General features: G+C 64.5%; 9 protein-coding genes and 1 riboswitch. Of the genes, 2 read left to right on the forward strand and 7 right to left on the reverse strand.

The genetic code is table 11. The features are described from left to right. Nucleotides 1-23: 23 nt before the first annotated feature. Complete coding sequence (locus QPK27_RS17715) at nt 24-812, forward strand: ThuA domain-containing protein (RefSeq protein WP_290419570.1); 789 nt, start codon at nt 24-26, stop codon at nt 810-812. Nucleotides 813-1,041: 229 nt separating this feature from the next. Here the strand turns inward: QPK27_RS17715 and QPK27_RS17720 are convergent, their stop codons facing one another. From QPK27_RS17720 to ssb, 4 genes are all read right to left on the reverse strand, one after another. After that, nucleotides 1,042-2,493 carry a PepSY domain-containing protein gene (locus tag QPK27_RS17720; protein ID WP_290419571.1) on the reverse strand — a complete coding sequence of 484 codons (1,452 nt, stop codon included), beginning with the start codon at nt 2,491-2,493 and terminating at the stop codon, nt 1,042-1,044. 4 nt (nt 2,494-2,497) lie between these two features. After that, on the reverse strand, nt 2,498-4,606 hold the full coding sequence (locus QPK27_RS17725) for a TonB-dependent siderophore receptor (RefSeq protein WP_290419572.1): 2,109 nt from the start codon (nt 4,604-4,606) through the stop codon (nt 2,498-2,500). Nucleotides 4,607-4,815: 209 nt separating this feature from the next. Then, nucleotides 4,816-5,034: riboswitch (cobalamin riboswitch) on the reverse strand. Nucleotides 5,035-5,129: 95 nt separating this feature from the next. Further along, nucleotides 5,130-6,269, reverse strand: a complete 1,140-nt coding sequence (locus QPK27_RS17730; protein WP_290419573.1) for a hypothetical protein — start codon at nt 6,267-6,269, stop codon at nt 5,130-5,132. A 120-nt stretch (nt 6,270-6,389) separates the two neighbouring features. Next, a complete protein-coding gene (ssb, locus tag QPK27_RS17735; protein WP_290419574.1) occupies nt 6,390-6,887 on the reverse strand; it encodes a single-stranded DNA-binding protein in 498 nt (165 codons plus the stop codon). 460 nt (nt 6,888-7,347) lie between these two features. Between ssb and uvrA the strand changes: the two genes are divergently transcribed. Further along, nucleotides 7,348-10,197 carry an excinuclease ABC subunit UvrA gene (gene uvrA / locus QPK27_RS17740; protein ID WP_290419575.1) on the forward strand — a complete coding sequence of 950 codons (2,850 nt, stop codon included), beginning with the start codon at nt 7,348-7,350 and terminating at the stop codon, nt 10,195-10,197. Between the two features lie 425 nt (nt 10,198-10,622). Here uvrA and QPK27_RS17745 read toward each other — a convergent pair whose 3' ends face one another. The 3 genes from QPK27_RS17745 to QPK27_RS17755 form a co-directional block, all read right to left on the reverse strand. Further along, nucleotides 10,623-11,216, reverse strand: coding sequence for a TipAS antibiotic-recognition domain-containing protein (locus tag QPK27_RS17745; RefSeq protein ID WP_290419576.1), 594 nt, complete (start codon nt 11,214-11,216; stop codon nt 10,623-10,625). Between the two features lie 60 nt (nt 11,217-11,276). Beyond that, entirely contained in the window at nt 11,277-11,591 is a 315-nt protein-coding gene (locus tag QPK27_RS17750; protein WP_290419577.1) for a MerR family transcriptional regulator, read from the reverse strand. A 174-nt stretch (nt 11,592-11,765) separates the two neighbouring features. Then, complete coding sequence (locus tag QPK27_RS17755) at nt 11,766-13,634, reverse strand: phosphoenolpyruvate carboxykinase (GTP) (RefSeq protein ID WP_290419578.1); 1,869 nt, start codon at nt 13,632-13,634, stop codon at nt 11,766-11,768. Nucleotides 13,635-13,694 lie beyond the last annotated feature (60 nt).

A 13,694-nucleotide genomic window follows, 5' to 3' on the forward strand; every position in this document is an offset into this window, starting at 1 on the left:
GAATGACTACCAAGGAGACACGATTGAAGAATCGACGTTTGACGCGGATGACCCGCACACTGGCGGCCGGCCTGGCGCTGGCAACGCTCGGCATGCCCGACGCCCTGGCCGACAACCAGTTCAAGCTGCTGGTGCTGGCGATCCCGAACAAGTACCACTACGAGTACATCCCGATTGCGCGCGACAGCCTGGAACGGCTGGCCAAGCTGCACGCGTTCGAGCTGGTATGGACCAACAAGACCCAGGTGTTCGAGGGCGACCTGCGCCAGTATGCGGCGGTGATGTTCCTGAATACGCCGGGCGAAGAACTCAATCCGGCGCAGCGCGCGAAGTTTGAAGAGTACATGCGCGCTGGCGGCAATGCGATCGTGGTGCACCGGGCCGCAATCACGCCGGCTGACAATTGGCCGTGGTACGAGAAGCTGGTGGGGCGCCGCGTGGGCGTGCACCCGATGCTGCAGACCGGCGTGGTCACCACCGTCGACAAGGGCTTCCCTGCCACCTACGGCCTGCCCGAGCGCTGGATCTGGAGCGACGAGTTCTACGTCACCACCAATCCGTACAACGTGAAGATCAACCCGGTGCTGAACGTGGACGAATCGAGCTACGACCCGCGCAAGATCTGGCCGGGACAGGTGTCGGAGCCGATGGGCAAGGACCATCCGATCGCGTGGCATCACCGGCACGAGCAGGGGCGTGTATTCGTGACCACGCTCGGGCATAACGGCGAGATGTACCGGGATCCGCAGTATGTCGGGCACCTGATGGGCGGGATCTACTGGACGGCGACGGGGTTGGGGCAGCGGCGCTAACACGTCGCTTTACCACGCATCCCATGCAATTTGTCCGCGCCTCATGCAATCGGCCTGCGCCCTTCGCACATCGTCCCCGTGAAGGCGGGGACCCAAGTTTGCGTGCGCACTGATTACTTTGAACGCAGTGGCAGCGCAACGGACTTGGGTTCCCGCCTTCGCGGGAACGACGTGCTAGCGATATCGACCGAGCATGAGATGTATGGCCCGCATCCAGCCACTTCCCTGCTCAAATGATCCGCTTGAGGCGCCGCCAGCCCAGCACCAAGCCGCTGGCGGTCAGCAGCGCCCCCAGCACGCACAGCGTGATCACGACCACGTCCCACATCGGCCGCGCGCGCAGGACAGCGAAGTCGAACCGGTGCAGCCCGTTGAACAGCCAGCGGTCCCAGCGCGTATCGCGGTCGACGAACCCCACCAGCTGCCCCTGGCGCGGATCGACGTAGAACACCGGCGCCGCGGGCAGGTCGAAGCGCGCCCGCAGCACCGGAAAGGCCGCCTGGCGATGATGGCTGTAATAGTAATCGTCGGCCGCGTGCAGCATCTCCAGCTCCAGCTGCGCGCCCGGCCTGAGCGCCTGCAGCGCGTGCTCGAGCGCCGCCTGCGGCAGCAGCTCGACCGACGCGCCATCGCGCCCGTCGAACAAGGCACGCCCGCCCCGCCCCAGCGCGGACAGATACAGCGTGCCGTCGACGCGCCGCCATTCCAGCTCCAGCACGCCCGGATGGCGGCGCAGGATCGCCGCCGCGTCGATCGCCAGGTCGGAAGATTCCAGCGCCCCGCCGGCGAATGCCAGCCGGTCCTGCGCCGACGGCCCCGGCGCCGATGGAAACCCGAACGGTCCCACCGACAGCCAGCCACTGAACAGCCAGGTGATCGCCAGCGTTCCTACGCCGAGCCCCAGCCAGTGATGCCAGGCCTGCCAGCCTTTATAGGGCGACATGCGCCCGCCCGCATAGCGGCGCCGCAGGCGCAGGCGTTGGACGCCCAGCACCATGCCCGACAGCGCCAGCAGCAGCGCCGTGCCGGAGGTCCACATCACCACCTGGCGCCACGCCTCGCCGTGCTTGCGCAGCGGCGTCAGGTACACCCAGTGCACCACCGAGCCGACCCAGTTCCAGGCGCGCTCGCTGCGCGTGGTGTCGCGCACCAGCTCCCCGGTGCGGCCGGACACGTACAGCACGCTGCCGGCGGCATCGTCCGCCGTCACCCGGTACAGCGGCCGGTGCGCGCTGACACGTCCAAAAGTCCACTGGTCCAGGTCGATCACGTCGGCCGCGAACCACTGCGCGCCCGGCGCGGCGGCGAGCGCGCTGGCGTTGACGACTTCTCCGGTAACGTCGAGCGGCGCACCGCTGTCGGCCCACACCGAATGGTGCACGCGCTCGCGCTCGCGCTCATGCTGAAAATGCCAGGCCGGCCTCCCCGCGACGGTGTTCAGGCGCACCGCGTCCGGCAAGCCCGTGACCCCGGTCGCGGCCCATGCTGCGGCGGCATCGACCGCCACGTGCTGCGCGTCGAGCGGCGCCAGCCAGGCCATGCGTTCCTGTTCGGTAAGCTCGGGATACGGCACGTACATCATCACGATGCCGGAGCCGAACCACAGCAGCACCAGCAGGCCGATGCCGATCCCGGACCAGCGGTGCAGCAGGTGCAGCCAGCGCTTGAGCGATCCCGTCATCGGCTCAATAACGCCAGTGGACGGTCAGCTCGGCGTTGCGGCGGTCGCCCAGCAGGTATTGGGTCGAACCATATGACGTGGTCGCATACAGCTTGTCGCTCAGGTTGCGCAGGTTGAGCTGCAGTTGGACGTTGCGGCTCAAGCTCCAGCCGAGCGAGGCGTCGAGCGTGGTGTAGGCCGGCAGCGTCTGCGTGTTGGCGTTGCTGATGAAGCGCTCGCCCACGTGGCGCAGGCCGGCGCTGGCACGCCATGCGTCGGCGCGGTAGTTGAGCCACAGGTTGGCCGAGGTCTTCGGCACGTCGGCCGGGCGGTTGCCGGCGCGCGAGACGCCGCCCGCCTCCAGCAGCGCGTCGAATTCGGCATCGGTGTAGACGGCATTCGCGTCCACGCGCCAGCCTGGCGCCAGAGCCGCGCTGGCGGTGAACTCCACGCCGCGCGAACTCTGCGAGCCGCCCTGGATCGACAGCGCGGCGTTGTTCGGGTCGCGCGTGATGATGTCGTCCTTCTTGATGTCGTAGACCGCGGCGGTCCATTCGGCGCGGCCGCCCGCCAGCATCTGCTTGACGCCCGCCTCGACCTGGCGCGCGTCGCTCAGCCTGAAGCGGCTGTTGGCCAGGTTCAGCGACAGGATGCTGGTGACCGGATCGCTGCCGGTGCTGAACTGGCCGTACAGCGAAGTATCGGGCGCCAGCTTCCAGGTCGCGCCCAGGCGCACCGAGTTCGAACGCAGCGTCGCGTCAAAACTGCCGCTGGCGGCCAGCAGGTTGGCACGGTCGACCTTGTAGCGGTCGTGGCGCGCACCTAGCAGCAGCACCAGGCGCTGGTTCACGCGGTAAGCGTCTTCGAGGTAGAAGGCGTGGGTCAGCGTGTCGGTGGCGAAGTTGGGCCGCAGCGGGTCTGGCGTATCCCAAAAACTGCCGGGATCGAAGCCGGTCGGCGCCACGCTCGACGCGCCGCCGTACGGCGAATTATTGGTGTGCTTGAAGTTGACGGTCGAGACTTCCCAGCCCGCCACCACCCGATTCGAGCCGCTGCTGAAACGCGCTTCCAGCCGGTTCGCGGTCTGCTCCTGGTCGTGGCGGATGCCGATGTAGTCGCTGCGCTCGACCATGTCGGCCAGCGGATCGTAGCTGTACGACTCGATGTTGCGCCAATCGCGGCGCGCCTTGAAGTAGGCCAGCTCGTTGCTGATCTCTAGGCCTGGCGCGACTTGCCAGTTCAGGCGCGCCACCGCCTTGTCGTCGACGTAGCGCAGCATCGCGTCGCCGGCGTTGTAGTTCTGGTCGCGCAGGTGGCCCGCCAGGCGGCCGCCGACCAGCGGCGTGCCGAAGTAGCGGCGCGGTTCCTGCTCGGCGTGGTCGAGCTGGGCGTACAGCGTGACGCCCGGCGCCAGGGTGGTGCTCATGCTGGAGAGGATTTTGCCGTGACGCGATTCGCCGCGGTCGATGAAGCCGTCGCTGCGGCCGGCGTAGGCGTCGACGCGGAACGCGCCCGCCTCGCCCAGCGCACCGGTGGCGCCGATGCCGGCGCGCAGCGACTCGCTGCTGCCGGCGCCGAGCAGGACTTCGACCGAGGCTTCGCGCCTGGGGAGTTTACGCACGGCGTTGATGATGGCGCCGGTAGTGCCGCTGCCGTGGACCACCGAGCCGGGGCCGCGCAGCACTTCGATGCGCTCGTAGCCCCACGGATCGGCCGGGGTGGTGGCGGTGCCGGAGCCGACCAGCAGGCGCTGGCCGTTCTCCAGCAGGCCGATCGAGCTGTTGCCGCTGAAGCCGCGCGCCGAATAGCTGATGCCGTTGCCGGGCGAGCTGCTGTCGGTCAGGCCCGTGGTGCGGGTGACGGCGTCCTTGATCTGCAGGTCGCCGCGCGCCTCGATGGTGGCGGCGTTCAGCGTCTCGGCGCTGGCCGGCAGGTCGAGAGCGCTCATCGCGAGGCGGCTGCCGCTGGCGTGCGGGCGGTCGAGCGACAGGCCGTCGTCGGCGACTGTGCCGCGTACGGTGACAGTAGGCAGCGGCTGATCGGCGAAGGCGTGGGCTTGGGCGGCGACCGACAGGCTGGCCTGAACAAGGACGATACGCGCCAGGTGGGCGCGGGAAAGCTTGGGCGTGTTCATGTGAACGACTTCCATCAATGCGCGGGAATGCGCGTGAAAACACGGCGGCCGCGATCGCTCCATGATTGCCTGGCGCGCGCGTGCGCAGTACCGGCGTGCGCAAGCATCGCCGGAACCACGGCAAGCAGGCGACAACCAGGCGACCGCGATGCAGTCACAGGAAACAGGGAACGACGAACCACCAACCGGCACGTCCACACCCCGGGACATGCGCAATGCTTCGTGAAGGCCGGTCTTCTGGCTTGCCGTCATCCTTCCCTGGTCATGCCTTCCCGTGCAGGGCACAGTGGCGTTGGACCAGGGTCGTCAGGCTTACAGCAGCGGGGGCTGCGCCGGACTGGCGCGCGATGGCTATCGCGCACGTCACCGGCTTCCCGTTTCACCCTCCGGCAGACGAGCAGGAGGGCACCATTCACTTTGTGTGCGGGATTCTAAGTCAGGAATACCTGATTGTCACCGCATTATTGTCAGCTCGAACAAGGAAACTGCCGGCGCACGAACAAGATAATCGGCAGGCAGTGCTTCAATTCTGGCGCATCAAGCGTGCAAAAAACATCCATATCGCCACGATCGGAACCGACAACCACGGGTAGGCGGCAACCAGACTGGCCATGAAAGCGATAACCAGGCTGCCCAATGCGACCTGGATCAGGAATGTGATTCGATCACCCCATTTGCCATTCGACCTCGATATGCTTTGTTGAGTTGGTGCGTCCGGTGACGAAGCGCCTTCTTTTGCGCCTTCTTCTGCGTCATCATCGGCCGCGGTAGGGCGCGGAGGCGGCGCCGTATGCACGCGCGCGAGCGGCGTGTTCTTTCCGGTCAGGTCGAAGCTGCGCGTCTCGTTGGCGCAGCGCAGTTGCACCTCAAGCATCCAGCTATCGAGACTCCGGCTCCAGATCGTCAGCTTTGCCGCGCCTTCCTGATCCAGGAACTGATAGGGGTTACTCTCATTCCTGGGATTGGTGTCATGGCTGAATGTCGACTGCATCCGGACGAGCGTGGACATGATGCGATGTGCCAGCGAGGTGAAATTCGAGCTCGGGAACAGCGGGAATTTCGCCCACGGCACATCGTGCGGAAGTGGCCCGAAATACGGCCCGGCAGGGGCAAGGCTGGACGGCACCGGCGATTCCAGATCCGTGGCAATCGCGCGCGCCAGCGCTTTCCAGTCGGTGTCGGGCACGTCCAGTTGGCCCGGCCTGTCTTCGAGACACCAATAGCTGTCGATCGGGCCGCCATAACAGGCCGCATCCGGGAAGACTGGATAGCCCTGGCCTTCTTCGTTGGGGAACAAGGGATGGGACAGCCACGTCGCCTGCTCTTCTCCCACCACCCATATCTGGTGGCGATCGGGGAAATGGACGACTACGGCATAAGCACCACCTTTGTCGGCGCGCGCAACGCCCGCCTCGAACGCTGCCGCCAGATGCAAGGACAACCGGGTCGCACCCGACGCCTTCAATATGCCCAGCCACAAAGTGAAATCGTCGGCCAGCAAACCATTATCGGCGAGCGCACGAAACTGCAGGCGCGCGTTGAACAAGGTGCCGTGGCGATGCCAGTCATCCAATGCAATCTTTCCGCGCAGGTATTGTGTGCCGTAGCTGACCAGGACAACCTGGCGTTCGATCGTCTCACTTCGCAAACTGATTCTCCTCATGGACACGCATGATGCTCACAGCCCGCTGGTATCGCGATGCACTGTGGGTAAAAACAAAAAGGCCCTGCAGGTCATCACCTGCAGGGCCATTTTTCAGATCAGCACAGAAGACTGAGACGATCAGAACGGAATGTCGTCATCCATGTCCGAGAAGTTCGGCGCCGGTTTCGGCTGCGGACGTGCGGCTGGCGGCGGCGGAGCCTGGCGCGGGGCCGGGCGCTGCGGCGCCGAGTAGTCGTCGTCCATGCCGCCGCCCATGCCCATGTCGTTGCCGCCCATGCCCTGGCGGCCGCCCAGCATCTGCATGTTCTCGGCGATGATGTCGGTGGCGTAGCGCTCGATGCCGTCCTTGTCGGTGTACTTGCGGGTCTGCAGGCGGCCTTCGACGTAGACCGACGAGCCCTTTTTCAGGTACTGGCCGACGATCTCGGCCAGGCGGCCGAAGAACGAGATGCGGTGCCACTCGGTCAGCTCTTTCTGCTCGCCGGTGTTGCGATCTTTCGATTTGTACGAGGTGGCCACGGCGATGTTGGCGATGGCGTCGCCGCTCGGCATGTAGCGGATTTCCGGATCGCGGCCGAGATTGCCGACGATGATGACCTTGTTGACTGAAGCCATGTTGTTACTCCTACTGGGTAAAGTGAGCCCTGACTCTGCATGCTTCTAAGCGTCAGGGAACGTTGTGGTGCAGCTCATTATTATGGGGGTGTTGAGCCGGATTAACTAGCCATATTTTTGGTGGGGATCATCGAAAATGGTGGCACGGTACAACCGGCTGGGTGTCATAGCCAACCCTGCATTAAACCGCTATCCGGCAAAAAAATTTTCGGATTCTGAACGGTTTGTCATTGAAGCGCGTCGAGTTCGGCCCAAATACATCACGCACGGCTGCCAGCAGCCACCGTCATCGTTCCAGAATGGCATGCCAGTTGATCATCGCTGACACACCAACCACTGGATAAATGTACAGCCGTAACGAAAACCAGCTACACTAATGGGTTCCCCCTGATTGGCCCGCTCACCCCGCATCCAGCGTGCGCGGCCCCGCTAAACACTGATAGAAAGTCTGCCGACCTTAATGGAAGAAATTCGCATTCGTGGTGCCCGCACGCACAATCTGAAGAACATCAATCTCGACCTGCCACGCAACAAGCTGATCGTGATCACCGGCCTGTCGGGTTCCGGCAAGTCTTCGCTCGCCTTCGACACCCTGTACGCCGAAGGCCAGCGCCGCTACGTCGAATCGCTGTCGGCCTATGCGCGCCAGTTCCTGCAGCTGATGGAAAAGCCGGACGTCGACCTGATCGAAGGCCTGTCGCCGGCAATCTCGATCGAGCAGAAAGCGACCTCGCACAACCCGCGCTCGACCGTCGGCACCGTCACCGAGATCCACGACTACCTGCGCCTGCTGTACGCACGCGTCGGCACGCCGTACTGCCCGCAGCACCCGCACGAGCCGCTGTCGGCCCAGACCGTGTCGCAGATGGTCGACGCCGTGCTGGCGATGCCGGAAGGCACCAAGCTGATGATCCTGGCGCCGGTGGTGGCCGGCCGCAAGGGCGAGCATAGCGACCTGTTCCAGGCAATGCAGGCCCAGGGCTTCGTGCGCTTCCGCGTCGCCAGCGGCGTGAATGCCGCCAAGATCTATGAGATCGACGAACTGCCCAAGCTCAAGAAGACCGAGAAGCACAGCATCGACGTCGTGATCGACCGCGTCAAGGTCAATCCCGAGATCAAGCAGCGCCTGGCGGAAAGCTTCGAGACCGCGCTGCGCCTGGCCGATGGCCGTGCGATCGCCTACGAAATGGATACCGAGAACATGACGGTGTTCTCGAACAAGTTCGCCTGTAACGTGTGCGGCTACTCGCTGCAAGAGCTGGAACCGCGCCTGTTCTCGTTCAACAACCCGATGGGCGCCTGCCAGGAGTGTGACGGCCTGGGCCACATCGAGTTCTTCGATCCGAAGCGTATCGTCGCCTTCCCGCACCTGTCGCTGGCCTCCGGCGCCGTCAAGGGCTGGGACCGCCGCAACCAGTTCTATTTCCAGATGCTGCAGAACCTGGCGGCCCATTACGACTTCGACCTGGACAAGCCGTTCGAGCAATTGCCGAAGGCTTCGCAGGAAGCCGTGCTGTTCGGTTCGGGCAAGACCGCGATCCCGTTCACCTATGTGAACGAGCGCGGCCGCACCGTGATCCGCGAGCACACCTTCGAGGGCGTGGTCAACAACCTGCAGCGTCGTTACCGCGAGACCGACTCGATGGCGGTCAAGGAAGAGCTGGCCAAGTTCATCAACGAAAAGAAATGCCCGGTGTGCGATGGCGCGCGCCTGCGCACCGAAGCGCGCTTCGTCAAGATCGGCCAGGGCCCGCAGCAGCGCGCCATTTATGAAGTGTCGGACAAGCCATTGCGCGAAACGCTCGACTACTTCAACACGCTCGAACTGTCCGGCGCCAAGCGCGACATCGCCGAGCGCGTGATCAAGGAAATCGTGGCGCGCCTGCAGTTCCTGAACAACGTCGGCCTGGATTACCTGTCGCTCGACCGCAGCGCGGACACCCTGTCCGGTGGCGAAGCGCAGCGCATCCGCCTGGCGTCGCAGATCGGTTCGGGCCTGACCGGCGTCATGTACGTGCTGGATGAACCGTCGATCGGCCTGCACCAGCGCGACAACGACCGCCTGATCGCGACCCTGAAGCATTTGCGCGACATCGGCAACAGCGTGCTGGTGGTCGAGCACGACGAAGACGCGATCCGCACCGCCGACTACATCGTCGACATGGGTCCGGGCGCGGGCGTGCACGGCGGCGCCGTGATCGCCGAAGGCACGCTCGAGCAGATCATGCAGAACGAGCACTCGCTGACCGCGCAGTACCTGGACGGCCGGCGCAAGATCGAGGTGCCGAAGAAGCGCACCAAGTCCGATCCGGCGCGCCAGCTGGTGATTACCGGCGCCACCGGCAACAACCTGAAGAACGTGTCGCTGAACCTGCCGGTCGGCCTGATGACCTGCATCACGGGCGTGTCGGGTTCGGGTAAATCGACGCTGATCAACGACACGCTGTACCCGGCGCTGTCGCGCCACCTGTACGGCTCGCAGACGGAACCGGCGCCGCACACCGCGATCCACGGCCTGGAACACTTCGACAAGGTGATCTCGGTCGACCAGGCGCCGATCGGCCGCACCCCGCGCTCGAACCCGGCGACGTATACCGGCGTGTTCACCCCGATCCGCGACCTGTTCGCGACCGTGCCGACCGCCAAGGAACGCGGCTACTCGGCCGGACGCTTCTCGTTCAACGTCAAGGGCGGGCGCTGCGAGGCGTGCCAGGGCGATGGCGTGATCAAGGTCGAGATGCACTTCCTGCCGGACGTGTACGTGCCGTGCGACGTCTGCCACGGCAAGCGCTACAACCGCGAAACGCTGGAAGTGCAGTACAAGGGCAAGAGCATCACCGAAGTGCTGGAGATGACGGTCGAGGATGCGCACGAGTTCTTCAAGCCGGTGCCGGTGATTGCGCGTAAACTCCAGACGCTGCTCGACGTCGGCCTCGGCTACATCAAGCTGGGACAGAGTGCGACCACGCTGTCGGGTGGCGAGGCGCAGCGCGTCAAGCTGTCGCTCGAGCTGTCCAAGCGCGACACCGGACGCACGCTGTACATCCTGGATGAACCGACCACCGGCCTGCACTTCGCCGACATCGATTTGCTGCTGAAGGTGATCCACCGCCTGCGCGACCAGGGCAACACGCTCGCCATCATCGAGCACAATCTGGACGTGATCAAGACCGCGGACTGGATCGTCGACCTGGGGCCGGAAGGCGGCGCCGGCGGCGGCACGATCGTGGCGTGCGGCACGCCGGAGCAGGTGGCGAAGGTGAAGGATAGCCCGACCGGCAAGTACCTGAAGCCGTTGTTGAAAGCGTGACCTGCGTAGGGTTGGCGGGTCCCCCGCCGACGCGTTCAACCAGTGCAAGCACAGTGGCAATGCACGCCGGAATTGAACGCGTCGGCGGCCAAGCCGCCAACCCTACGGTATGACAGCCATCCATGACAGGGGCAGCGCCAGCAACGCTGCCCCTGTTTTTTTCATGGCTACGCTTGCATCACCCCGCCCGCAACGCGCCCATCGTCGCGCGAATGAAGTCGAGCATCGTGTCATCCACCATCCGTTCCTTCAAACTTACGTAAAACTATTTACAGCGTGCTTTACTGTTGAATTCCTGCGTCGTCGAAGCTGGTTTCACCCTGCAATTTTGCAGGGCCAGAGCCGTCTTCTCCACAGGCTGACACGGTGGAACTCACCGCCGTATGATAAGACTACACAGGTTTGAATGAGTTCCAAGCTAACTGCTAAAACCCCGACTCCGTCAACGCCGGCTCGTTCTGCAGCGCCTGCCGGATCTTCTGCTGCGTCGCCGGATCGTCCCCCGCGAACGAACGGAACAGGTCGAACCATGCCAGCGCCAGCTCGCGCGCTTCCGATGAATCGGGCGCGCAGCCGTTGTCGATCGCGGTGCGTACCCGGGCAATCAAGGGCGGCCATTCGGCGTCGCGCCGGCCGAGGTTGGCGCGCATGAAGGCCAGCTCGTTCTCATTCAGGTACTTGGCGTAAATCGACAGCTGGTGCGCCTTCGAGGCGGCCAGGATGAAGGCCATCATCGCCGGCGTGATGCCGGTGCGTTCCTGCACTGCAGGCTCTTGCTCGTGCATCGTGTTGAGCTTGGCGAACAGCACCGGATTGCCGCCCGTATCGCGCTTGACCATCGCCATCCAGCGTTGCGACAACGCCTGTGCCTGGGCGTCATCCGGCGCGACGCCGGCGTCGATCAGGGCTTGCACCTGCGCCACCAGATGCTGCCACTGCGGTTCCACCTCCTCGGCCCGCGTGTAGATCGGCAGTTGCGTGAGTTCTTCCTGCGAAAAATACTTGTCGTACATGGTCATCTGCTCCAGGGTCGTCAGCCAGTCGGCCAGATCCGGTTCCTGCCCATCGGCCAGCTGGCCTTACAGTCGCGTCAGGCGGCTGCGCAAGGTGCGCGCCTGCTGGATCTGCTCGGTCAGCGTCTCGATCTGGCGCGCCACCAGGGCGGCCAGCGACAGGTCCGGTCTGGTGAGGGTGGTTCCGATGTCGGCCAGCGCCAGCCCGAACCGGCGCAAGGCCAGGATGCGGTGCAGGCGGGCGATGTCGGCTTCGTTGTACAGGCGGTAGCCGGCATCGGAACGCGCAGAAGGCGACATCAGGCCGATGGCGTCGTAGTGGTGCAAGGTGCGCACCGTCAGGCCGGTGCGTTTTGCCAGTTCTCCAATTTTCAGCAGCATCGTTCTGGTCCTCTCTTCATGCGTCCGGACAGGATGGAGCCTGACGCAGCGTGAGGGTCAAGCCTACAATTGTTCAAGCCTACAATAAAACAGGGGCGACGCCACCGGCGCCGCCCCTGCTTCTTCTTGTATGGCCGCTGGTCGTGCAGCGGCCTCTCCCCCACTTAGCCGTTGTTAGCCGGCCAGTTGCTTCTCCAGCCTGGCCTTGGTATCCACCAGCTCTTGCGGCAGACGGTAGGCCAGTTTGTCGAACAGTTCGCCGTGCAGCTTCAGTTCCTCGGCCCAGGCTTGATTGTCGATCGAGGTGATCTGGGTGAACTGCGCTTCGGTGAATTCGGTGCCATCCCAGTTCAGGTCGCCGTATGCGGGCGAGGTGCCGAACAGGTGCGCGGTGCCGGCGGCGGCGCTGCCTTCGGTGCGGTCGAGGATCCACTTCAGCACGCGCATATTGTCGCCGTATCCCGGCCACACGAAGCCGCCGTCTTCGCCGGTGCGGAACCAATTGACGCAGAAGATCTTCGGCAGCGCGGCAGGATCGATCGCGGCCACTTTCTTGCCGAGATCGAGCCAGTGCTGGAAGTAGTCGCTCATGTTGTAGCCGATGAAAGGCAGCATCGCGAACGGATCGCGCCGCACCACGCCCATCTGGCCGGCGGCGGCGGCGGTGGTTTCCGAGCCCATGGTGGCGGCCATGTAGACGCCGTCCACCCAGTTGCCGGCCTCGGTCACCAGCGGCACCGTGGTCGAACGGCGCCCGCCAAAGATGAAGGCCGAGATCGGCACACCGGCCGGATCGTCCCAGGCCGGGTCGATCACCGGATTCTGGGTCGCGGCCACGGTGAAGCGCGCGTTCGGGTGCGCCGCCTTGGTGCCCGAGGCCGGGGTCCAGTCCTTGCCCTGCCAGTCGATCAGGTGCGCCGGGGCCTCTTTGGTCATGCCTTCCCACCACACGTCGCCGTCGTCGGTCAGCGCCACGTTGGTGAAGATCACGTTCTCGCGCAGCGAGGCCATGCAGTTGGGGTTGGTCTTGTCGTTGGTGCCCGGCGCCACGCCGAAGTAGCCGGCTTCCGGATTGATCGCGACCAGCTTGCCGTCCGCGCCCGGCTTGATCCAGGCGATATCGTCGCCGATGGTGGTCACCTTCCAGCCGTCGAACGCCTTCGGCGGGATCAGCATCGCGAAATTGGTCTTGCCGCAGGCCGAGGGGAAGGCGGCGGCCACGTATTTTTTATCTCCTTGCGGCGACTCGACGCCCAGGATCAGCATGTGCTCGGCCAGCCAGCCGGTGCCACCCTGCTGCGCTTCCTGGTAGCCCATGTTGGAAGCGATGCGCAGCGCGAAGCACTTCTTGCCCAGCAGCGCGTTGCCGCCGTAGCCGGAACCGAAGGACCAGATCTCGCGCGTCTCGGGATAGTGGACGATGTACTTGGTGGCGTTGCATGGCCACGCCACGTCTTGCTGGCCGGCGGCCAGCGGCATGCCGACCGAGTGCACGCAGGGCACGAACTCGCCGTCCGCGCCGAGCACGTCGTACACGGCCTTGCCCATGCGCGTCATGATGCGCATGTTGACGGCGACATAGGGAGAATCGGACAGCTCGACGCCGATGTGGGCGATCGGCGAACCGAGCGGCCCCATCGAGAACGGCACCACGTACAGGGTGCGGCCGGCCATGCAGCCGTCGAACAGGCCGTGCAGGGTGCGGCGCATCTCGCTTGGTGCCATCCAGTTGTTGGTGGGGCCGGCCTGTTCTTTGGTGGCGGAGCAGATGAAGGTGCGGTCTTCGACGCGCGCCACGTCCGACGGATCGGACCAGGCCAGGTAGGAATTCGGACGCTTGGCCGGATTCAGTTTCTTCATAGTGCCGGCCTCGACCATCTGTGCGCACAGGCGGTCGTACTCTTGTTCCGAGCCGTCGCACCAGTAGATGCTGTCAGGCTTGGTCAGGGCAGCGATTTCCGCCACCCAATTGATGAGCTTTTGGTGTTTGATGTAAGCTGGAACGTTCAGTGCGGCGATGCCGCCCATCACGGGCTGATTCATGGTGCCTCCAATGCCAATTAAGAATTCTGGTCTGGAATGGTCTGGATCGCCTCGTTCGGT

This window comes from Massilia sp. YIM B02443 (assembly GCF_030411955.1).
Classification (GTDB): domain Bacteria; phylum Pseudomonadota; class Gammaproteobacteria; order Burkholderiales; family Burkholderiaceae_D; genus Telluria.